Raw genomic sequence first — 20,440 nt, 5'->3', positions numbered from 1 at the left:
GCGCTCAAGCCCGGCGCTGCGGCGACTGCTCAGGCAACCCCGCGCTAGCGGCTTGTTCAGCCAGCCTGCGATCGAGCAGATCGTCGACGAGCGCCGCCGCGACATCGAGCGGCACGACCGACTGCAAACCGCGCCACGCGGCCACGCCGTTGACTTCGAGCACGAGGGGCAGCGCGGCGTCGTCGGCATTCGGGATCAGGTCCACGCCCGCGTAGTCGAGCCCGAGCGCGGCGGTTGCGCGCACTGCCGTCTGTGCGAGCGGGACCGTGAGCTCGGCGGGCTCGCAGCGCGCGCCTTGCGCGACGTTGTGAATCCAGCCCTTGCCGCCGCTGCGCCGCATCGCCGCAACCGCCTTGCCGCCGATCACCAGCACGCGCCAGTCGAAGCCGGGCCGGCCACTCGCGACGAAGCGCTGCAGATAAGCGACGTGCCGATAACGCGCGAGCGACGGCAATGGCGCGAGCACGGCGCCGCGCGCGCCGAGCCGTTTGAGCCCGTGGCCTTGCGAGCCGAACAGCGGCTTGAGCACGACCTGACGGCCGGCGGCCGCTTCGCGCATCAGTACGCGTTGCGCGAACGCGGCGGATTCGCCTGCCCAGGTGGCCGGTGTCGGCACGCCCGCGCGATGCAGCAGGAAGCTCGTCATCGACTTGTCGACGCTGCGCTCGATCGCGCGCGCGTCGTTGTACACCGGCACGCCCGATTCACGCAGCGCGTGCAGGATGCCGAGCCGCAGCGTCACCTGCTCGAAGCTGCCGCCGGCGATGCCGCGTACGAACACCGCGTCCGGCAGCGTGCGGCCGAAGCCCGGGATCGCGAGGCCGTGCGGCAGCCACGTGGTGTCGATGCGGCAATCCGCGAGATCGACGCAACGCGCTTCGGCGCCGCGCGCGCGGAACGCCTTTTTCAGCCGGCCGGTGTGCCAGCCGGTTTCGTCGGTCATGATCGCGATGCGCACGCCTGATGTGATCGTCATCGCGCGACGGACTCGCCGCCCCACTGTTTGCGCAGCAGGCCGCCGTCGAGCCGGCCGCCATGATAGGTCGCGCCGCTTTCGAGGCTGCTGACCCACACCTCGGCGGGCGCGAACAGCGCGGGATCGATCTGATAGAAGTCGAAGTTGACGGCCGTGAAGACGTCCGCGAACGGCCGGCCGTAGTCGCGCGAATTGGCGGAGGGGAGGGTGTCGGCGAGACGTTGCGCGATCTCGTCGTGCTGGACGGTCAAGTGCACGCGGCCGCCGTACAGGATCGCGTCGTTGGTGCGGCCCATCGCCTGAATGCCGTCGGGCGCGGGCGGCGGCAGCGGCGCCGAGCCCGTCCCCGCGACGATCTCATCGAGCGGCACGCCGAGCACGTGCACCTTGTGCAGCGCAACTTCGACGACGCGGGCGACGACCTGTACCGTTCCCGCGACAGAGTGTGTCGGCGTGACGATCAGCGTCAGGCGGTCGGGCGCGAGGCCGCAATCGTGCAGCACCTTGTCGATCACGACCTGCGGCGGCAGGCGGTCGACTTCGAGCACCAGCGCGCCGCGCTCGTGACGGTCGCGATAGCCGAGTTCGTCGAATAGCGGCTCCTTGACCGCGAGCGCGCGCGCGGGCCCCGAGCCGAGCGAAAAGAATTTCTTGCCGCCGGTCTGCTCCCTGGTCGCCGACAGGCTCCAGCCCGCGTACTGGCTGCCCAGACAGGCGAGCACCGGCGACGATGTGCTGACCTCGAGCATCGTCGGCCAGAGCGGCGCGGCGTCGAAGTTGGCGCGTACCGCGACGCGGCCGAGACCGCCCATGCAGATGCGCGCGATCAGCACGCCGGCGTCGAGGCCGCCGCGCGCGTCGACGCCGGCGTCCGCGATCACGGTGCCATCGCGCGTGCGCGTCAGTGCGACGCCGAGCTGTGCCGCTTGATCGACGAGCCGTGCTACGAGGCGCTCTGAAAGCGCGTTCACGCTCGGCAACGCGGCGGGCGGGGAAGTCTCAGCTGTGGGCGTGGAGGCAGGCATGGTCGGGTTCATCGCAGGTTTCGATTCGTTGGACGACGCGTTCGTGCTGCGCGTTGAGCGCGGTGAACACCGCGTCCACCGATGCCGTTCGCACGTGCAGCGTGCAGACCGGCTGCCCTGCGTCGATGCGGGTGCCCGGCATCGGTACGTCGCGGCATTGCGGATCGCGCAGGCAGGCGTCGGAGAACGCGGCCGAGACGCTGAACGGCCGCTGCGCGAACAGCACGCGCTGACCGGCACGCCAGCGCGGCGCGCGGGCGAGCGCGAGGCTCGCGGCCGACGGCGCGCGGCCGTGGCGGCACGCGTCGAGGTGGCAGGCGAGCAGGCCGGCCGGCCATGCATCGGGCGACGCGGTTTCGTAGAGCGCCATCGTCGACGAAGGGCGCGGGTTGATTTCGAGCACGTCGAACGAGGTGCCGTCCGACAGGAAGTCGCAGCTGTTGATGCCGACGAGGCCGGTGTTTGCGCACAGCGCGTCGAGCGCTTGCTGCGCGTGCGCGACGAGCGCTGGCGGCAAGTCGATCGGCCCGATCGAGCCCGCATGCACGAAGCGCAGATCGCCGATCGCGCAGGTGAGTTGCTCGGCGAAACCGATCAGATGCGCGCTGCCGTGCGCGCCGATGAAAAGCGCCGACAGCGAGCGGCCTCGGCCAATGCGCTGGAAGTAGCCGTGCGCGGAGTCGGTCGTTAAATGGAACGAGTCGGCCGCCTCGATATGCGTTCCGCCACAACCATCCGCCTGCTTGAACAGCCAGCCCTCGGCCGTCGCGGGCCGCTCGAACGACACAGCCGGATGCGCAATCCGCAACGCGTCGAGCAGCGCGAAAAAACGCCGCGGCTCGCGGACGGCCGCGATCGCCTCGGCAGCGTTGCCGAGAAAGCGCGGCAAGCCGGATTCGCGGCACAACTGAGGCATCAAAGGTTCGAGCCCGCTGCCGCCGATCCAGCCAAGCAAACCCGGCAAGCGCGCGACACGCGCAAGCGCATCGACGAGCCGCGTCCGGTCGATCCCGAGCGCGCCATCACCACGGCCGATGTCGAACCATAGCTCGGCGGCCTCGCGCGTGTCGCGGTCGCCGAAGATATCGAGCGCGGCGACATGCAGGCCGTCGCGCGCCGCGGACTGCGCGAGCAAGCGCGCGGACTGCCCGACGACCGCGACGATCGGCACATGCATGAGCGGCCGGTGCGACTTCATGACGACCGCGCTCAGCCGAGACCGGCCGCGACCGCGCGGGCCTCGTCGTAGGCTTCCGGGAAGCCCAGGTAGACCGGCTTGCCGCCCGTGCGCATGCGCATGAAGAGGCGATGCTCGACCTGATACTTGACGTTGCCGATCGCCAGCGCGCCGATGCCGACCGCGCCCGCGTTCGGCACGCCGTCGATCGGCTTGCCGTCGTTCATCACGTTCACGCCGGCGATGCCTTCGGGCGGCACCGCGTTGACGTCGGCGGCGACGAGCAGGCGCTTCGCATGCACGAGGTCGTCCTTGCCGACCACCTGCGCGCCCGCGACGGCGGTGGCGAGCACGATTTCCGCGTCGGCGAGCGCGCCGCGCAGTTCGTCGGGCGTCGTGGCGCTGATGCCGTTCGTGAAGATGCCGAAGCGCTCGTTGACTTCGGCCGAGGCCCCGAGCGCGCGATTGCGGTCGTGGTGGCTCGCGATCGTCACGTCGGCGCCGCGCGACGCGGCGATCGCCGCCGCGATGCGCCCGACCGCGCCCGTTCCGCCGAGAATCAGCACGCGCTTGCCGCCTAACTCCACGCCGTGCTGTTTGCCCAGATGCCGCTCGACCAGCGCGACGAGCGCGGCCGCGGTCGTGTACGAACCGCTCGGATCGGCGAACACCGAGACCTCGAACGGCGGGACCATCGCGCGGCGCGCGGTGTCGAGCATGTCGGCGGCCTGCATCACGTCCCGTCCGCCGATGAAGATGCCGGTGCGCGACACCCCTTTCGGGCCGCGCGAGAAGATCGCGTCCTGCGTCAGATTCGCGACCATGCGCGCTTCGACGTTGCAATACGGCACGATGACCTGATAGCCGGCGTCGGCGGCCATGTTGACGTCGAACGGACTCATCTGCGGCGTGGCCGTGAACATGTGCAGGATGTAGGGCCTTTCAATGGTTTCTGACATGGCAGGGGCTCGTTTTAGTGGCAATCTCGGGGACGGCGCAAGGGCAAGGCCGCGCCGCGCGAGGCAGCGTCTTACGTAGGCGGCGGCCTGAGCGGTGCAGCGCATCATGCGGCGTCGATGTGCGGCGCGCGCGCCTCGGCGCCGCTGATCGCCGCGCCGCTGTTGCGGCCCGCGACGACGCTGCACTCGATATGCGGCAGCGCGCTCGCGACGGCGCGCGCGGTCGCGAGCGCGCGGTCGGCCTCGCGCGCGCTCGCGAGCACCGCGAAGCCAGTCGGGCCCCACGAGGTCTGGCCGATGCCGGCGGTGCGTTCGGCGGCGACCGCGCGCAGTACGCGCTCGACGTCGGGGCTCGCGAACACGCCGCCTTGCGCGCTCGCGAAATATTCGCCGATGGTTTGCTGCAGCTCGGTGAGGCCGTGCGCGAACGGCGCGAAGTTATGTTCGGCGGCGCCGGGCAGGATCTGCATCAGCACCAGATGACACAGATGCGCGGCGAGCCGCCGCGGAAACGGCGCGAGCGATGCGAGCGCGCTGCGTTCCTCGGTACCGTGCAAGCCCTCGCGGCTGTTGTCGCTGACGAGCAGCACGCGCCACGGCTGCGGAAACGGCTGGCGCGACAGCAGCGGCGGCATGCTCTGGCGCAGATCGCCGGGCGGGCCGCCATCGAGCAGCAGGCCGCCGCACTCGAAGCCGAGTATGCCGATGCCGGAGCGGGCGCCGCGCCCGAGCAGACTGGCGAGCTCGGCGCTCGTCGCCGGCTGGCCGACGAGGCGCGCGAAGGCGGTGCCGACCGCCAGCGCCAGCTGCGTGCCGGAGCCGAGGCCGGTGTGCGCGCGCGGCGCCTCCAGCACGTCGATCGCGAGTGTCGCCGGTCCGTAGGCAGCCTGCAGCCGCGCGAGACTCAGCGCGATGCGCTCGCGCTCGGCCTCGCTGGCCACGCCGCCGATCTGCTCGCGTTCGGCGAGCCGAGCTTCGATCCGCGTGCCGTGCGTATCGATGACGAGCCCCAGGCTGCCGAACGCACGCCCGAGCGACGCGTTCGGATCGAGAAAGCCCAAATGCAGCCGCGCGGGCGCATCGATCGTGATGGGGGCGCGTGGCGGCAGGCGGCGGAGCTGAAGCGGCATCTCGAGTGTCCTCAGGTGTCCTTGCGGGTGCGCAAGACCGGGTTCGGCCGCGGGGCGTCCGCAACGCGTCGCGGGTTCCAGCGATAGTGCGCCCGGCGACGTCAAGCGAAAGCCGTACCAGGCACGCGCAACGGCCGCCGCCGCGGGTTCGGCCCACTGGAACCTCTAAACGGGCACGCCGCGCCCCACGCGGTTTCGCCGCCGCATGGACGCTGTGTGACGCCGAAGGCGCACTGTGTCACGCGCTGTTTCATCCGGCGACAGGAACGCGTGTCAACTGCCTTGCGCGGGTTTGGGCGCGTCGTACTTGATATAGCGGAAGCGCTGATCGTCGGCGGGCGTGCCTTCGAGCGGGCCGTCCTCGAGGCCGGGCTGCCAGTGGACCACCGATTCGATCTTCGTCGCGAGCGCGAAGTCCTTGTCGGTGATGCCCTTGGCGCTGTGCGTCTTCAGCTTCACGGTCACGAATGCGTACGAGACCGTCAGGTCGGGGTGGTGCCAGGCGGCTTCCGCGAGGTGGCCGACGGTGTTGACCACCATCAGCGTTCCCTTCCAGCCTTCGGTGCGGTATTTGCGCCGCAGCCAGCCATCTTCCAGATACCAGTGCTGCAGCGGACCGACGAGGCGCTGCTGGATCTCTTCGTCGGTATAGACGTGCTCGGTGTTTGCCATGGCTGTTGCTCCTCGAATGCGCGAATCGATCGCCGAACGAAGCATCGTTGCAAGTGACAGGCCGGTGCCGCGGCGTGTGATTCGCAAAGGACACGATTCGTATCACGCAAGTGACACAGTATGTGCCGCATCGCGTGACGCAGGCCCTTCAGCTTACCGCCATGCAAGCATCGGCGTGCAACGCCCGAGCGCCGCGACACCTCGCGCGTGCCGAGTCGCCGGGCCAGCGCAGCCAATAGCGGCAAACGTTGCCGCTATTCCGGCATGGAATATGCGTCGGCCGTTCATGCGCCGCGAAGCCCGACATCGAATCGGGATAGCGCGTTAATCGTTACCTGCACTCGAGAAGGCGCGCACGATGCGATGAGGTAGCGTGGGTCATTCGTGAGTTGAACAGCAGGACAATTCTGGAGGAGACATGAACTTACGCACTGTAGTTCTTGGGCTCGCGATCCTCGCATCCGCAGCCTTTGGCTCTCTGGCTGCGCAGGCCGATTCGCAGCTCGACGGGCTGATGAAAAACCCAGCCAACTGGGCGACCCAGGCGGGCGATTATGCGAATCACCGCTACAGCCCGCTCAAGCAGATCAACGAGAACAACGTCGGCAAACTTCAGGTCGCATGGACCATGTCGACCGGCGTGCTACGCGGCCATGAAGGCGCGCCGCTCGTGATCGGCGACACGATGTATATCCACTCCCCGTTTCCGAACAAGGTTATTGCGGTCAACCTGAAGGATCAGACGTTCCTCTGGCAGTATCTGCCGAAGCAGGATGAACAGGTCGTCTCCGTGATGTGCTGCGACACCGTCAATCGCGGTCTCGCATATGGCGACGGCAAGATCTTCCTGCAGCAGGCCGACACCAAGCTCGTCGCGCTGAACGCGAAGACGGGCGACGTGGTGTGGACCGCGCAGAACGGCAATCCGAAAGCCGGCGAAACCAACACCAACGCGCCGCACGTATTCGGCGACAAGGTGCTCACCGGCATCTCGGGCGGCGAGTTCGGCGTGCGTGGACGTCTGATCGCGTACGACATCAAGACCGGCAAACCGGCCTGGACCGCGTACAGCACGGGCCCCGACAACGACATGCTGCTCGACCCGCAAAAGACGATGACGTACTCGAACGGCCAGATGGTGCCGGTGGGCGCGGATTCGTCGATCAAGTCATGGAAGGGCGATCAGTGGAAGCTCGGCGGCGGCACCACGTGGGGCTGGTATGCGTGGGATCCGAAACTCAACCTGATTTACTACGGTACTGGCAATCCGGGCACATGGAACCCGACGCAACGTCCGGGCGACAACAAATGGTCGATGTCGATCTTCGCGCGCGACCTGAATACCGGCATGGCCAAATGGGTCTACCAGATGACGCCCCACGACGAATGGGACTATGACGGCGTCAACGAAATGATCCTGTCCGATCTGACGATCAACGGCAAGCAGGTGCCCGCGATCGTGCACTTCGACCGTAACGGCTTCGGCTATACGCTCAATCGCGAAACCGGACAGCTGCTGGTCGCGCAGAAGTACGACCCGGCGGTGAACTGGGCCGACCGTGTCGATCTGAAAAGCGGCCTGCCGATCCGCAACGCGGCGTACTCGACGCAGGCGGCCGGGTCCGATCACAACGTGAAGGGCATCTGCCCGGCGGCACTCGGTTCGAAGGACCAGCAACCGGCGGCATACGATCCGAACTCGCACCTGTTCCTCGTGCCGACCAATCACGTCTGTATGGACTACGAGCCGTTCGATGTCGACTACGTGTCGGGACAGCCGTATGTCGGCGCCACGCTGTCGATGTATCCGGGCCCGAACGAGGGCAACGCGATGGGCAATTTCATCGCGTGGGATGCGAGCAAGGGCAAGATCGTCTACTCGAAGCCGGAGAGGTTCTCGGTGTGGTCGGGTGTGCTGGCGACTGCGGGCGGCATCGCGTTCTACGGCACGCTGGAAGGCTACCTGAAGGCGGTGCGCATCAAGGACGGCAAGGAACTGTGGCGCTTCAAGACGCCGTCGGGAATCATCGGCAACGTCTTCACGTATGAGTATCAGGGCAAGCAGTACGTCGGCGTGTATTCGGGCATCGGCGGCTGGGCCGGCATCGGCATGGCGGCAGGTCTGGAGAAGCCGACCGAAGGTCTGGGCGCGGTCGGCGGCTATAAGGATCTCGCCAAGTACACCGCGCTGGGCGGCACGCTGTTCGTGTTCGCGATTCCGAGCGAAAAGAGCTGAACCAACGGCTGAAATGAAGGGCTGAACGAGCGGGGCGGCCTTGACCGGCATGGCCGCCCCGCCAGCCTGGCAACAGCAGTGAATCACCCCCGACCGTGCCCGTTTGGTGGATGCGTTGATCAAGCGCATCGGGGCGCGGCTTATCTGAAGATGGAGACATGTGCATGAAAGGCCGATCTATCCTGTTGCTCACCGTGTTGCCCGCAGCGCTCGTCGTGCTGCCCGTCGCATACGCGCAGAACAATCCTTCGATTGCGCAGGTCGCGTACAAGGTGGTCGACGGCACCAAGGTGGACAGTAATACGCTGCTTGGCTGGAAGACGTGGCGCGCGCTCGCTTGCGAACGCTGCCACGGCGCGCAGCAGCAGGGCATGGTCGGGCCGTCGCTGATCGACGCGTTCAAGACGCTGGACAAGACCGAGTTTCATCGCACGGTGTTCGGCGGCCGGGTGGACAAGGGCATGCCCGATTTCAGCACGAGCCAGATGATGCAGAAGAACTGGGAAAACCTCTACGCGTACCTGAAAGGGCGCTCCGATGGACAGATCAAGCCGGGCGATCTGAAGGCCATCGACGCCAAATAACGCCGTGCCGTCATTCTTCCGGAGGCTCACGATGCGTGATAAGAGAAGCATGTCCGTGCATGTCAGCGTGATCGCGGCCGCGTTGTGCGGCGCGGCGCTCGCGAGCGCCGCGGTCCGGGCGGACGGCCCCGCGCTGCCGAACAACGACGGCGCGGACGGCGTGCTCAGGGTGTGCGCGGACCCGAACAACATGCCGTTGTCGAACGACAAGGGCGAGGGCTACGAGAACCGCATCGCGGCCCAGATGGCGAGCGACTTCGGCTACAAGCTCGAATACACGTACTTTCCGCAGCGCATGGGCTTCGTGCGCCACACGCTGCGCGAGAAGGAGGACGGCAGCGAGCGCTATCGCTGCGACCTGATCATCGGCGTGCCGAAGGGCTATGACATGACGTCGACGACGCAGCCGTATCTGCGCTCGACCTACGCAATGGTGCTGCCGAACCGCCCCGAGTTCGCGAGCATCAAGACGCCCGACGACCTGCTGAAGCTGCCGCCCGATCAACTGCACAAGCTGCGCTTCGGCATCTTTTCGCAAACTCCCGCGGTGGACTGGCTGCTCGGCCACAACCTGATCGACCAGGCGGTGTCGTACCAGGTGCAAAGCGGCGATCCGGCCGTGTACCCGGGCCAGATGATCGAACACGACCTGCGCGCAGGCAACGTCGACGTGGTGTTTCTGTGGGGGCCGATCGCCGGCTACTTCGCGAAGCGCGCCGGTGATTCGGTCAGACTCGTGCCGTTCCCGCCGGGGCCCGGCATCCGCTTCGACTACACGATTTCGATGGGTGTGCGCTACGGCGAGAAGGACTGGAAGGACAAGGTGGATCGATGGATCGGCGCGAATCACGACAAGATCGACAGCATCCTCGCGACCTACCAGGTGCCGATGCTCAAACCGGTCGACGCGCCGGCGGCGAAGCCCGGCGACGCATCGCAATGACGCGCGCGCGCGGCGCCTGGCTGCGCGCGGCACGCGCCGCGCTGATCGGGACGCTGTGCGTGCTGTGTCTCGCGCCGGCCGCCGCGCGTGCGGCGAGCCCGGCGTCGGCGCCGGGCGGCGACGAGATCACGCCAGCCGAGCGGCTGATTTTTCTGACCGATCATCTTCACGGCGTCGCCGCGCAGACCGAACTCGACTACACGCTGATCGATTCCGGGCAGCCGTCGCGCAGCGCCGATGTCGTCAAGGTGCTGGTGCTGAGCGAGAACAACGCGAAAGGCGACGCACAGGTGTCCGACCATAGCGGCAGCGTGAACCTGCCGATCGGCGGCCTGCAGTGCAATCCGGCAATCATTTATTTTCTCGAACACGACATCGCGGAGATGCAGGGTCTCACCGGCGGGCAGCGCCGCTATTTTCAGCAGCGTCTGCGTCTCGCGCTCGCCGCGGGGCCGCAGATCGAGAGCGTGCCGAGCGAGTTCGGCGGCAAGCCGGTCAGCGCGCGGCGCATCGTCGTGCAGCCTTATCTGAACGATCCGAACGCGGCGCGCTTCGCGCAATACACGGGCAAACGCTACACGTTCCTGCTTGCTGACGGCGTGCCGGGCCAGGTCGTGCAGATCCGCACCGACGTGCCGGGTCCCAACAACGACTTTGCGCATCCGGCGCATACGGAGTCGTTGAGCTTTCAGTCCGCACTGAACAAGTTGCCTTCGGGCAAGGCGCCGACGAAACCGTCATCGAATGCGCCGCGAGCGAGTCGCTGAATCAAATGCAGAACGCGAGTTTCGCGACGAACCGGGTCAAGCTGAATTTCGTTCGCACGCTGACCCTGCGGCAGTTGCAGATTTTCGTCGTCGCGAGCCGCTATACGAGTTTCGCGCGCGCGGCCGAGGAGCTGCATCTGACGCAGCCGGCGGTGTCGATGCAGATTCATCAGCTCGAAGAGGCGGTCGGCCTGCGGCTGTTCGAGCGCGTCGCACGCAAGCTCACGCTGACCGAAGCGGGCGAGGTGCTGACCCATCACGCGAGCCGCATTCTCGGCGAAATCAAGGACACCGAAGACGCGATGATGTCGCTGAAGCAGGCCGACAGCGGCTCGATCAACGTGGGCATCGTCAGTTCGGCGACCTACTTCGCGCCGAAACTGCTGGCGATGTACTCGCATCTATACCCGAAGGTCGACGTGCACTTCTCGGTCGGCAATCGCGACGCGTTGCTGCGTCTGTTGCAGGACAACGCGATCGATCTCGCGATCATGGGCCGCCCGCCGCCCGAACTCGATACGACGGCCGAGCCGCTCGCGAGTCATCCTCAGGTGGTGATCGCGCCGCTCGATCATCCGCTGTGCGGCGCGCGCCGCTTCGATCTGCAGGAGTTGCGCCGCGACACCTTCCTGCTGCGCGAGCCGGGCTCGGGTACGCGCATGGCCGCCGAGGCGATGTTCCGGCAACATCTGTTCACACCCGCGAAAACCGTCACGCTCGGCAGCAACGAAACGATCAAGCAGGCGGTGATGGCGGGCATGGGCGTGAGTCTGATCTCGCTGCATACGTTGCAGCTGGAGTTGCGCACCGGCGAGATCGCGCTGCTCGACGTGAACGGCACGCCGATCGAACGCACGTGGCAGGTCGTGCATCTGCGCACGAAGCAGCTTTCGCCGACCAGCGTGATGTTCCGGCAGTTTCTGCTCGAGCATGCGGCGGTGCATCTGGAGCAGGAATATGCGCAGTTTGCAGGGGTGTTTGCGAAACCGCCGGTCGGCGCGCAGCGGTAGCGTTATGCGCGGGTTGCGCGACTGCGCCGGTCGGCTTGCTGGTGAACGTGGCACAGTCTGTACCCGGCTGTCGTGACAGGCTGCCAACTTTTCGCATTCGATTTAACTCCTGGGTCCCGTGCGCGCGATCGGCATAAACCGTGCTTGAACGGAAGGCTGGCGAGCCTGGAAGCGCGTCGACGTTCGGGCGTCGTGCAAATAAACGCCAGCCACCACGGAAGGGGATCGCAGCGATGGTTTCTGGCGAGCAGCTTCAGGACTGGCGTTCTCACGCCCAGCGGATCGAAAACGAAGTCGCGAGAGTCGTCGTCGGTCAGCAGCAAACGCTGAGGCTCATCAACGTCGCGTTGTTCGCACGTGGCCACGTGCTGCTCGAAGGCGGCGTCGGAGTCGGCAAGACGACCGTGTTGCGGGCATTCGCGCGCGTGGTTGGCGGCGATTTCGAGCGCGTCGAAGGGACGATCGATCTGATGCCGGGCGACCTCGTCTATCACACCTACGTCGATGCCGACGGCAAGCCGCGCATCGAACCGGGCCCGCTGCTGCGCCACGGCGAGCAGCTGACCACCTTCTTCTTCAACGAGATCAATCGCGCGCGTCCGCAGGTGCAATCGCTGCTGTTGCGCGCGATGGCCGAACGTTCCGTGTGGGCGTTCGACCGCGAGCACCGCTTTCCGCACATGACCGTCTACGCCGACCGCAACAAGGTCGAGAAGGAAGAGACCTTCGAGCTCGCGTCGGCGGCGCGCGACCGCTTCCTGTTCGAGCTGAACATGCCGACGCCGACCGACGAGGACGCGCGGCGCAGCCTCGTCTTCGACACGAGGTTCCATGACGTCGACGGCCTGCTCGCGCAGCTGACTCCGTCGATCGTGCCGTGGGAGCAGTTGAACCGGATCGGCGCGGCGATCCAGCAGGGTGTGCAGGCAAGCGAGACGATCGAGCGCTACGTGCACGACATCTGGCAGGCGACGGAAACGCCGGCGCGCTTCGGCATCGCGCTCGACGGCGTCGACATGGAACAGCTGATTCTCGCGGGCGCAAGTCCGCGCGGCATGAGCGCGCTGCTGCGGGCCGCGCGCGTGGTCGCGTGGCTCGCGGGACGCACGCATCTGCTTCCGGAGGACATTCACGAAGTGCTGCTGCCGGCGCTGGGGCATCGCGTGTTCTTCACGCCGATCTACGAGCTGCGCCGCCAGGAGCTGGCCGAGGCGCTGATCGCGCGGATCGTCGCGAACGTCGCCGTGCCTCGCTGACCGCCGGCGCGCGTACCACGATGAACGGCACCGCGGAATTTCACTACCGTCTGCCGATGCGCGCGGCCGGCGCGCGGCCCGGCTCGCATCCGGGCTCGAGCTTCGGCTCGGGTCAGCAGTTCGCGATGCACGGCCGGTTGTTCGACTACCCGGACCCGCGCCGGCTCGATCTGCGCGCGAGCTTGCGCGCGGCGCGCGACGAGTGGCTCGTGCGCGTGCATTTGCAGCGCGTCGCGGTGCCGGTGTTCGTGATCGTCGACGTATCGGCGTCGATGCGGTTCGGCAGCCGTAAAACGAAGCTGGAGGTCGCCGCCGATTTCGTCGAAGCGCTCGGCCATAGCGCGTTCCGGGTCGGCGACCGGCTTGGCATGCTGGCCTTCGATGGCGGCGAACGCGACGATCTGTTCATGCCGGCGCGCACGGGGCGGGGCACCGGCTCGCTGCTCGCGAGCATGCTGCGCGAACGCGCCGGTGAAACGGCTGATCGTCAGGCGAATGGTCAGGCAGCACGTCAGGCCGGACGTCAGGCCGGATGCGCGGCCGTCGAAGGATTGCGGCGTTGCGCGATCCGTATCGCTGGACGCCAGGCGCTCGTGTTCGTCGTGTCCGATTTCCACTGGCCGCTCGCGCGACTGTCGTCGGTACTCGACATGCTGGTGCATGCGTGCGTGGTGCCGATGGTCGTGTGGGACGCGGCCGAGATCACGCCGCCGCAGCACGCCTTGCTGCTGGCCGTCAACGATGCGGAGTCCGGCGAGGAGCGTCGCGTGTGGCTTTCCCGCGATGTGCGCGAGCGCTGGCGCGAAGGCGTCGCGCGCCGTCGCGACGAACTCGCCGCGGGATTCGGCGCGCGCGGCATCCGGCCGTTCTATGTCGAAGGCGCGTTCGATCCGGAAGCGATGTCGCGCTACTTTCTGGAGATGACGGTATGAGCGCGCGCGGTTTGCGCGGTGGCGTCGCTCGTCGGGCGGCGCTGCGTATGCTGATCGCGTCGCTCTGCGGCGCCGCGAGCGCGACGGCCAGCGCCGCCGTGGTGACCGCGCGCGTTCAGGAGCCGCGCGCGTTCGGCTATGTGCTCGGCGACGTGCTGACGCAGCGCGTGCTGCTGGAGGCCAACGATCGGGACATCGGCGCGGTCACGCCGCCTTCGGTCGGACGCACGGGCGTGTGGCTCGAACGCCGGCCCGTGACGCTCGAAACCGATGCCAACGGCCGCAAGTGGATGGTGATCGCGTATCAGGTCGTCAACGCGCCGCAGACGCTCACGCAGATCACGTTGCCCGCGTTGACGTTGACGTCGGCGGCGGGCACGCAATTGCAGGTCGCCGAATGGCCGGCGAGCATCGGACCGTTGACCCCGCAAACCGCGTTCGCCGCAGGGGATTTGCAGCCGCTGCGGCCCGATCGTCAGGCACCCATGCTGGGCACAGCCGGCTGGCGTCGGCAGATCGCATGGGCGCTCGGCTTGCTGCTCGTGACCCTGCTCGCGTGGGCGAGCTGGTGGTGGGCGCGCAACCGACGCGAGGCGGCACGGCTGCCGTTCGCGCGTGCATGGCGGCAGATGCAGCGGCTGCCGGAGGCGCCCGCTGCTTCATCGAGCGATGCGTGGGTCTGCCTGCATCGCGCGCTGAACGAAACCGCCGGCCAGGTCGTGCATGCGGCTTCGCTATCCGCGTTGCTCGCGCGCGCGCCCTATCTGCAACCGTTGCGCGCGCAGCTCGAACGTTTCTATCTGGCGTCGTCCGAGCGCTTTTTCGCACCGGCGCCGAAGGCCGTCGGCAATCCCGGCGAGCTGTCGTTGCACGCGCTGTGCCGTGCGTTGTATCGGGCGGAGAGGCGCCATCAGCGATGACCATGAGCCTCGATTTCGCCCTGCCGTGGATGCTGGTGCTGCTGCCGCTCGCCGCGCTGCCGCTGCTGCGGCGACGCAGCGACACGCTGGTGTTTTCGAGCGTCGCGTGGCTACCCGCCGACGATCTCGGGCGCGCGGCCGGCTGGCTCGTACGCGGCGGCGCGGCGCTGGCGATCGCCGCGATCGTCGTCGGGCTGGCGGGGCCGGGGCGCTCGCAGTTGCAGGTGCTGCGCACCGGCAGCGGCGCGCAGATTTTGATCCTGATGGACCGCAGCGCGAGCATGGACGAGCCGATGGGCAGCAAGGGCGTCGAGGCGCCGCGCGGCGACTCCAAGAACCACGTGGCGCGCGCCGCGTTGACGCGCTTCGTCGAGCAGCGGCCCAACGACCGGCTCGCGTTCATGATGTTCGGCACCAACCCCGTGCTGGCGATGCCGTTCACGTACAACCATCGCGTGATCGAGGCCGCTGTCGCGGCGACGGCGATTGGCCGTGGCATGCCGGACACCGAGCTCGATCGCGGCATGCTCGCGGCGATCGCGCAGTTCGACGGGCGCCTGTCGTCGGGCCGCCGCGCGATCGTGCTCGTCTCCGATGGCGGCGCGGTGCTCGACGAAACGATGCAACGGCGCATCGAGGCGGGACTGCGACGCGACCAGATCGCCCTGTACTTCATCTACTTGCGCAGCAGCGTCTTCAGTCCCGATCTGAACGCGACGCAGCCCGTCAGCGGAACCTCGGCCGAAGCGCAGCTGCATCGTTTCTTTCTGACGCTCAGGACGCCCTATAGGCTGTTTCAGGCTGAAGACCCGAAGGCGATGATGGCGGCGATCGCGGAGATCAACCGGCAGCAGAACGCGACGACGACGTTCGTCGAGCATCTGCCTCGCCAGGACCTGAGTCTGTACTGTTTCGCGCTCGCGCTGTTCTGTTCGGCGCTGCTGGTGCTGCTGCACCAGTTGCAGCTCAGGAGCTGGGCATGAAGCGCACGCTGATCCACACGCTGTTCGGCACCGTGGCGATCTGTTGCGCCGCGTGGGCCGCGTATGGCTTCGTTCGTCTGCAGCACGCGGAGCGCGTCGATCAGGCCATTCTCGCGACGAACGCCGCTGCGCGCGACCAGCCTGCCGGCGACGACGCACGCGAGGTTCAACTGGCCCGCGCGATAGCGCTGTCGAAAGCGGGCGCGTATGACGCGGCGGCGCGGCTCTATAACGGTCTGATCCCCGCGGGCAGCCCGCCTGACGAAGTCGGCCGCGCGGCGCTGTTCGATCTCGGCAACCTGTACCTGCGCGAAGGCAGCGGCGACACGGCGCAGACGGTCAGGTCTCTCGCGATGATCGGTGAGGCCAAGGCGCGCTACCGGCTCGCGCTGCGCGCGGCGCCCGACGATTGGGACGCGCGCTACAACCTCGAGCGCGCGCTGTGGCTTGCGCCGGAAACGCCGTCCGCGCTCGCCGGCCCCGATGTGAAAGAGCAGCACAACGTCAAGCTGCGTGACCCGCAGAGCCAGGACTTGCCATGAGCGGCGTCTCGCGCGAGCGCGGCTTCGCAAGATGGCGTCACGCGTTGACGCCGCTCGCGCTCGTCGCATTGATCGCGGCGGTTGCGATGCCGGACGTCACTTTGCCGCGCAACACGTTTAACTACATCGTGACGTTCGATATCACGCAAAGCATGGACGTCGAGGACGTGGTGCTCGACGGCGCTCCGGTCAGCCGGCTCAGATTCGCGCGGGCCGCGATGCGCGACGCGCTCGGGCGCTTGCCGTGCGGCTCGAAGGTCGGCTGGAGCGTATTCACGGGGCAGCGGGTGTTGCTGCTGATGGCGCCGGTCGAAGTCTGTGGCAACTACGACGCGCTGCTTGGGTCGCTCGACGGCATCGACGGGCGCATGCGCTGGACCGACTGGAGCCGCATTGCCGAGGGCGGTGTGTATTCGGCCGTGCGGGTCGCGCAGGAGGTCGGCGGCGGCGCGGCCATCGCGTTCGTCACCGATGGTCAGGAGGCGCCGCCGGTATCGGCGGCGCGCCCGCTGATGGAGGGCATCAATGCCGCGCGGATCAGGGGCTGGCTGATCGGCGTCGGCGGCGACCAGCCCGCGGCCATTCCGAAGACCGACGCCAACGGTAACCGGATCGGCTACTGGCAGGCCGACGACGTGATCCAGGTGCCGCCGACGCCAGGCTCCGGTGTCGAGGCGCAAACGCACGAGGAGTTGTCCGAATTGCGCGGCGAGTACCTTGCGTCGGTGGCGGGGCAGACTGGCCTCGACTACCGGCGCCTGCTGAACGTGACGTCGTTCGGCGATGCGCTGCTCGATGCGCGCTTCGCTCGCCGCGAACCGGTGCCGACCGATCTGCGCTGGTGTCCAGCGCTGCTCGCGTTGCTGCTGCTCGTCGCGCGCTTCATACCGGATGCCGTTCTCGCATGGCCGCGCGCCTGGCGAAAGCGCATTCGAACGATCGTATTGCTTATCGCGCCGGCATTCAATGGCCGGCCGACACGAGTCGACTGACTCACGCGAGCGCGAACGTTGATGCTGCAACGATTGAAGGTGCAGGTATCCAATCGAGTCGCGTAGTTGCTTGCGAAACCTCGCAAGAGTTGCCGGGATCGACCGACTCACGAGGCTTGCGCCAGAAGCTTTTGCCGGTCTTCGAGGCCGGAGAGCGTTGCCAGGAATCATTCTCAATCGTTCCACTTCGACGTCGACTCCAGCGCTGAGTCGCGAAGGCGCATGCGCTCGCCACACACGCGAGATACCTCACACATTGACCTACCGGTACGCCAATGACTGACTACAATGTCTGAATGCAAGCGACGCTGCAAGGCGCTCGGTTCGACGGGAGCGCTGTGTCATGTGACGTTTCAATTCCTTCACTGGAGGCATGTGATGACGTGCCAAAACGAGAGGATTGTCGGAGCGCTGCTCGTCTTGATGAGCGGCTACGCGTTTGCGGGCGGCCCCTTCGGCGATGTGCCGCAAGCGATGATGGTCGCCAACATCGTCGCGTCGCCCGTCGAAGTCGTGCCGCCGATTCCCGAGCCTCGGCGCTACTTCGAGCAGCAGCGCTATGCGATGGAGTATCGCGGGGATCAGGGCAAGCCGTTCTTCGCGCAAATGGAGAATTACTATAGCGTGGACGTGACGCGCGATGCCCAGCTCGGCACTGCGAAGGCATTGATGTCGTCCGGACCGGAGTTCGCACCGGTGTCCGAACCGGGCGCAAAGGCTGTCGCGCAAAATGCTTCGAATCCTCTGCATCTGGGTCCATCTACCGCGCCGCAATTGTCCATCGTCCAGATGAACAGTTCGGTGTTGTCGATTGGCGCGTCACCGCAGCGACGCTTGTCCTTGACGATCGACAACTGGGTGTTCTCCGGCACCGCGCGCGTCGCGATTCTGCATTCTCACGATACGGGCGCGACGCTGATCGTCAAACGTCGCTACTGAGTGATGTCGGACGGCCGCGCATGTCACGTCGACGAGTCACGTCGACGAAAAGCGCTCGCGATACACCTGCGGCGCCACGCGCAGCTGGCGCACGAAGCTGCAGCGCATCGTTTCCTCGCTGCCGAATCCACATCGCGCCGCAATCCGTTTGATCGACCAGGATGTCTCGCTGAGCAAGCGCTGTGCCGCTTCGATGCGTAGCTGCTCGACCGCGCGGGCCGGCGTGCGGCCCGTTTGCGCCTTGTAGTGGCGCATGAAGCTGCGCTCGCTCATATGAAGCCGTCGCGCGAGCGCGGGGACCGACAGGTCGGATGCGAGATGCGACGCCATCCATGCATGCAATTCGCCGAAACGGTCGTCGGCATGTTGCAGCGACAGCATCGCGCTGAACTGCGACTGACCCCCCGGCCGCTTCAGAAACACGACGAGCTCGCGCGCGACATCGAGCGCCAATGCGCGTCCGTGATCTTCTTCGAGCATGGCCAGCGCGAGGTCGATGCCGGCGGTGACGCCCGCCGATGTCCAGATAGCCCCGTCGCGAATAAAGATTGGATCGGCTTCGACGCGCAGTTGCGGATACGCCTGCGCGAGTTCGTCGCAACGCCCCCAATGCGTGGCGACGCGGCGGCCGTCGAGCAATCCCGCCTCGGCAAGCAGGAACGCGCCCGAGCAGACCGAGGCGACGCGTCTGCAATCCGGCGCATGGCGCTGCGTCCAGCGGATCAGACGCTGATCGGCCGATGCCTGACGAATCCCCCAGCCGCCCGGAACGATCAGCGTATCGACCGGCGCTTTCACCGAGCGTAGCGAACCGGCGAGCACCGCGAGTCCCGACGACGACGTGACGGGCCCGGCTTCGGCTGCCACGACGCGGGGTGAGTAGAGTTCGTCGAGCCCACGCTGCGCAACGAGTTCATTGGCGGACGCAAATACCTGCAGCGGACCGGTGACGTCGAGCAGTTGCATGTTGGGGAAGGCGAGCAGCACGATGGAGGGGGGAGCGCTGAACATATCGTGTGTAATAGGGGCTGTAAGAGAGCGCGCGCGTGGCAGAAAAACGGGGGTTAATGGCAGTCTTGCCAAAGACTACGCGCATAGAATCAATCCGTCCACCTGGAAGACGCGGCGGATCGCGCGTTTCGACTTCTCCCTAGATAAGGTATCCCTATGAGCCTGCAAATCGGTTTTCTGGTGTTTCCGAAAGTACAGCAACTCGATCTGACTGGCCCGCACGACGTGCTTGCATCGTTGCCGGGCGCCACGATGCATCTGATCTGGAAGACAAGGGAGCCCGTGGTGTCGAGTAACGGGCTCGTGTTGACGCCGGGCACGACCTACGAAACCTGCCCGCCGCTCGACGTGATCTGTGTGCCGGGCGGAAGTGGTGTGACCGATCTGTTGCAAGACGCGCAAACGATCGACTTCGTTTGCCGACAGGCCGCGAGCGCGCGCTACGTGACGTCGGTCTGCACCGGCGCGTTGCTGCTTGGCGCGGCCGGCTTGCTGCGCGGGCGGCGCGCGACGACTCACTGGGCGTTTCACTCGCTGCTTGAACCGCTCGGCGCGATACCCACGCATGCGCGTGTGGTCCGCGATGGCAATCTGATTACCGGCGGCGGCGTGACGGCGGGCATCGATTTCGGGTTGACCGTCGCGGCCGAACTGGCGGGCGTAGAAGAGGCGCAGGCGATCCAGCTCGAACTCGAATACGCGCCAGCCCCGCCGTTCGATGCGGGCGATCCGGCGTTGGCGCCGCAAGCGGTGGTGGAGCTGGTCCGGCGACGGTCGGCCGCAGGCCTCGCCACGCGGCGTCGGGTAGTGATGGAGATCGCGGAGAGAAGCTAAGTCTTGCATGCGGGTACGGCCATTCCATTAAACTGTGTGGCTCTACCCGTTTCCGCCAGTCGGATTGATGCGATGAAGTACGGCGAATTTTCCCTGGGGCACTCCCTATGCGCGTAGGCAAGCCCGTCAAGGCACTGCCGCAGCCGTCATGCGACTACTGCGGCAACCGTGCGTTGCTCGCGCGTTACGGCGACGAGTCCTACCCCTATCGCAGCGATCAAGGGCCGCTGTGGATCTGCACCGCATGTCAGGCGTGGATCGGCGTTTATTCGCGCAGCAAGCACAACTTGCCGCTCGGCCGCCTTGCCGACGCGAGCTTGCGCGAGGCGAAGAGCAAGCTGCACGATGCGCTCGAACCGCTCGTTGCCGGGAAGGTGCGCCGCGATGGCGTCAACGCGTTCGAAGCCCGCGCGAAAGCGATCCGGTGGGTCGCGACCGAGCTTGGCTTCGATCCGGTTCCGGCGAGCATTCACGCGTTCACGCCCGAGCAGTGCGAACAGGCGCTGCGTTATGTCGAGGCCTTTGTCGAGGCTCGGCGTGCGAGATAGCGTG

Annotated in this window: 21 protein-coding genes; 14 read left to right on the top strand and 7 right to left on the bottom strand. The window is 66.8% G+C overall.

The features are described 5' to 3' along the window. Positions 1–4 precede the first annotated feature (4 nt). The 6 genes from HDG39_RS15350 to HDG39_RS15325 all read right to left on the bottom strand — a co-directional run bounded on the left by HDG39_RS15350 (position 5) and on the right by HDG39_RS15325 (position 5,939). Entirely contained in the window at positions 5–976 is a 972-nt protein-coding gene (locus HDG39_RS15350; protein WP_184006720.1) for an ATP-grasp domain-containing protein, read from the bottom strand. Further along, positions 973–2,013, bottom strand: coding sequence for a methenyltetrahydromethanopterin cyclohydrolase (mch, locus tag HDG39_RS15345; protein WP_260327877.1), 1,041 nt, complete (start codon positions 2,011–2,013; stop codon positions 973–975). The genes HDG39_RS15350 and mch overlap by 4 nt, the downstream gene beginning before the upstream one ends. After that, positions 1,976–3,199, bottom strand: a complete 1,224-nt coding sequence (locus HDG39_RS15340) for an ATP-grasp domain-containing protein (protein ID WP_184006718.1) — start codon at positions 3,197–3,199, stop codon at positions 1,976–1,978. The genes mch and HDG39_RS15340 overlap by 38 nt, the downstream gene beginning before the upstream one ends. A gap of 11 nt (positions 3,200–3,210) precedes the next feature. Next, positions 3,211–4,137, bottom strand: coding sequence for an NAD(P)-dependent methylenetetrahydromethanopterin dehydrogenase (locus tag HDG39_RS15335; protein WP_184006716.1), 927 nt, complete (start codon positions 4,135–4,137; stop codon positions 3,211–3,213). Positions 4,138–4,241: 104 nt separating this feature from the next. After that, complete coding sequence (locus tag HDG39_RS15330) at positions 4,242–5,267, bottom strand: beta-ribofuranosylaminobenzene 5'-phosphate synthase family protein (protein ID WP_184006714.1); 1,026 nt, start codon at positions 5,265–5,267, stop codon at positions 4,242–4,244. 273 nt (positions 5,268–5,540) lie between these two features. Beyond that, positions 5,541–5,939 (bottom strand): 4a-hydroxytetrahydrobiopterin dehydratase, encoded by a 399-nt coding sequence (locus HDG39_RS15325; protein ID WP_090809095.1) that lies wholly within the window; start codon positions 5,937–5,939, stop codon positions 5,541–5,543. Between the two features lie 418 nt (positions 5,940–6,357). Between HDG39_RS15325 and HDG39_RS15320 the strand changes: the two genes are divergently transcribed. The 12 genes from HDG39_RS15320 to HDG39_RS15265 all read left to right on the top strand — a co-directional run bounded on the left by HDG39_RS15320 (position 6,358) and on the right by HDG39_RS15265 (position 18,043). Then, positions 6,358–8,175 (top strand): methanol/ethanol family PQQ-dependent dehydrogenase, encoded by a 1,818-nt coding sequence (locus HDG39_RS15320; RefSeq protein ID WP_184006712.1) that lies wholly within the window; start codon positions 6,358–6,360, stop codon positions 8,173–8,175. 164 nt (positions 8,176–8,339) lie between these two features. Next, positions 8,340–8,759, top strand: a complete 420-nt coding sequence (locus HDG39_RS15315) for a c-type cytochrome (protein WP_184006710.1) — start codon at positions 8,340–8,342, stop codon at positions 8,757–8,759. Between the two features lie 31 nt (positions 8,760–8,790). Next, complete coding sequence (locus HDG39_RS15310) at positions 8,791–9,702, top strand: substrate-binding domain-containing protein (RefSeq protein WP_184006708.1); 912 nt, start codon at positions 8,791–8,793, stop codon at positions 9,700–9,702. Continuing rightward, the gene (locus HDG39_RS15305) at positions 9,699–10,469 is read left to right on the top strand and encodes a hypothetical protein (protein WP_184006706.1); all 771 of its coding nucleotides are present in this window, start codon (positions 9,699–9,701) and stop codon (positions 10,467–10,469) included. Before HDG39_RS15310 ends, HDG39_RS15305 begins: the two co-directional genes overlap by 4 nt. 5 nt (positions 10,470–10,474) lie before the next feature. Continuing rightward, on the top strand, positions 10,475–11,479 hold the full coding sequence (locus tag HDG39_RS15300) for a LysR family transcriptional regulator (protein WP_184006704.1): 1,005 nt from the start codon (positions 10,475–10,477) through the stop codon (positions 11,477–11,479). Between the two features lie 233 nt (positions 11,480–11,712). Further along, positions 11,713–12,735, top strand: a complete 1,023-nt coding sequence (locus tag HDG39_RS15295; protein WP_018424618.1) for an AAA family ATPase — start codon at positions 11,713–11,715, stop codon at positions 12,733–12,735. 20 nt (positions 12,736–12,755) lie between these two features. Continuing rightward, positions 12,756–13,667 (top strand): DUF58 domain-containing protein, encoded by a 912-nt coding sequence (locus tag HDG39_RS15290; RefSeq protein ID WP_184006702.1) that lies wholly within the window; start codon positions 12,756–12,758, stop codon positions 13,665–13,667. Beyond that, the gene (locus HDG39_RS15285; protein ID WP_184006700.1) at positions 13,664–14,587 is read left to right on the top strand and encodes a calcium incorporation protein MxaA; all 924 of its coding nucleotides are present in this window, start codon (positions 13,664–13,666) and stop codon (positions 14,585–14,587) included. The genes HDG39_RS15290 and HDG39_RS15285 overlap by 4 nt, the downstream gene beginning before the upstream one ends. Beyond that, positions 14,584–15,570, top strand: a complete 987-nt coding sequence (locus HDG39_RS15280) for a vWA domain-containing protein (protein ID WP_184006698.1) — start codon at positions 14,584–14,586, stop codon at positions 15,568–15,570. Before HDG39_RS15285 ends, HDG39_RS15280 begins: the two co-directional genes overlap by 4 nt. Next, entirely contained in the window at positions 15,567–16,112 is a 546-nt protein-coding gene (locus HDG39_RS15275; protein ID WP_018424622.1) for a hypothetical protein, read from the top strand. The genes HDG39_RS15280 and HDG39_RS15275 overlap by 4 nt, the downstream gene beginning before the upstream one ends. After that, on the top strand, positions 16,109–17,104 hold the full coding sequence (locus HDG39_RS15270; protein ID WP_184006696.1) for a vWA domain-containing protein: 996 nt from the start codon (positions 16,109–16,111) through the stop codon (positions 17,102–17,104). The genes HDG39_RS15275 and HDG39_RS15270 overlap by 4 nt, the downstream gene beginning before the upstream one ends. A gap of 378 nt (positions 17,105–17,482) precedes the next feature. Beyond that, complete coding sequence (locus HDG39_RS15265; RefSeq protein ID WP_184006694.1) at positions 17,483–18,043, top strand: hypothetical protein; 561 nt, start codon at positions 17,483–17,485, stop codon at positions 18,041–18,043. Positions 18,044–18,079: 36 nt separating this feature from the next. Here HDG39_RS15265 and HDG39_RS15260 read toward each other — a convergent pair whose 3' ends face one another. Further along, entirely contained in the window at positions 18,080–19,054 is a 975-nt protein-coding gene (locus tag HDG39_RS15260) for a GlxA family transcriptional regulator (RefSeq protein ID WP_184006692.1), read from the bottom strand. Positions 19,055–19,210: 156 nt separating this feature from the next. Between HDG39_RS15260 and HDG39_RS15255 the strand changes: the two genes are divergently transcribed. Together HDG39_RS15255 and HDG39_RS15250 are read left to right on the top strand one after the other, a co-directional pair. Further along, positions 19,211–19,888, top strand: a complete 678-nt coding sequence (locus HDG39_RS15255) for a DJ-1/PfpI family protein (RefSeq protein WP_184006690.1) — start codon at positions 19,211–19,213, stop codon at positions 19,886–19,888. A 107-nt stretch (positions 19,889–19,995) separates the two neighbouring features. Further along, positions 19,996–20,436, top strand: coding sequence for a zinc-finger-containing protein (locus tag HDG39_RS15250; protein ID WP_184006688.1), 441 nt, complete (start codon positions 19,996–19,998; stop codon positions 20,434–20,436). Positions 20,437–20,440 lie beyond the last annotated feature (4 nt).

Source organism: Paraburkholderia lebeckiae, assembly GCF_014201005.1.
In the GTDB taxonomy this organism is placed as follows: domain Bacteria; phylum Pseudomonadota; class Gammaproteobacteria; order Burkholderiales; family Burkholderiaceae; genus Paraburkholderia; species Paraburkholderia tuberum.
Note: the sequence above shows the minus strand (reverse complement) of the source record. Positions and strands in the feature narration are given on the sequence as shown.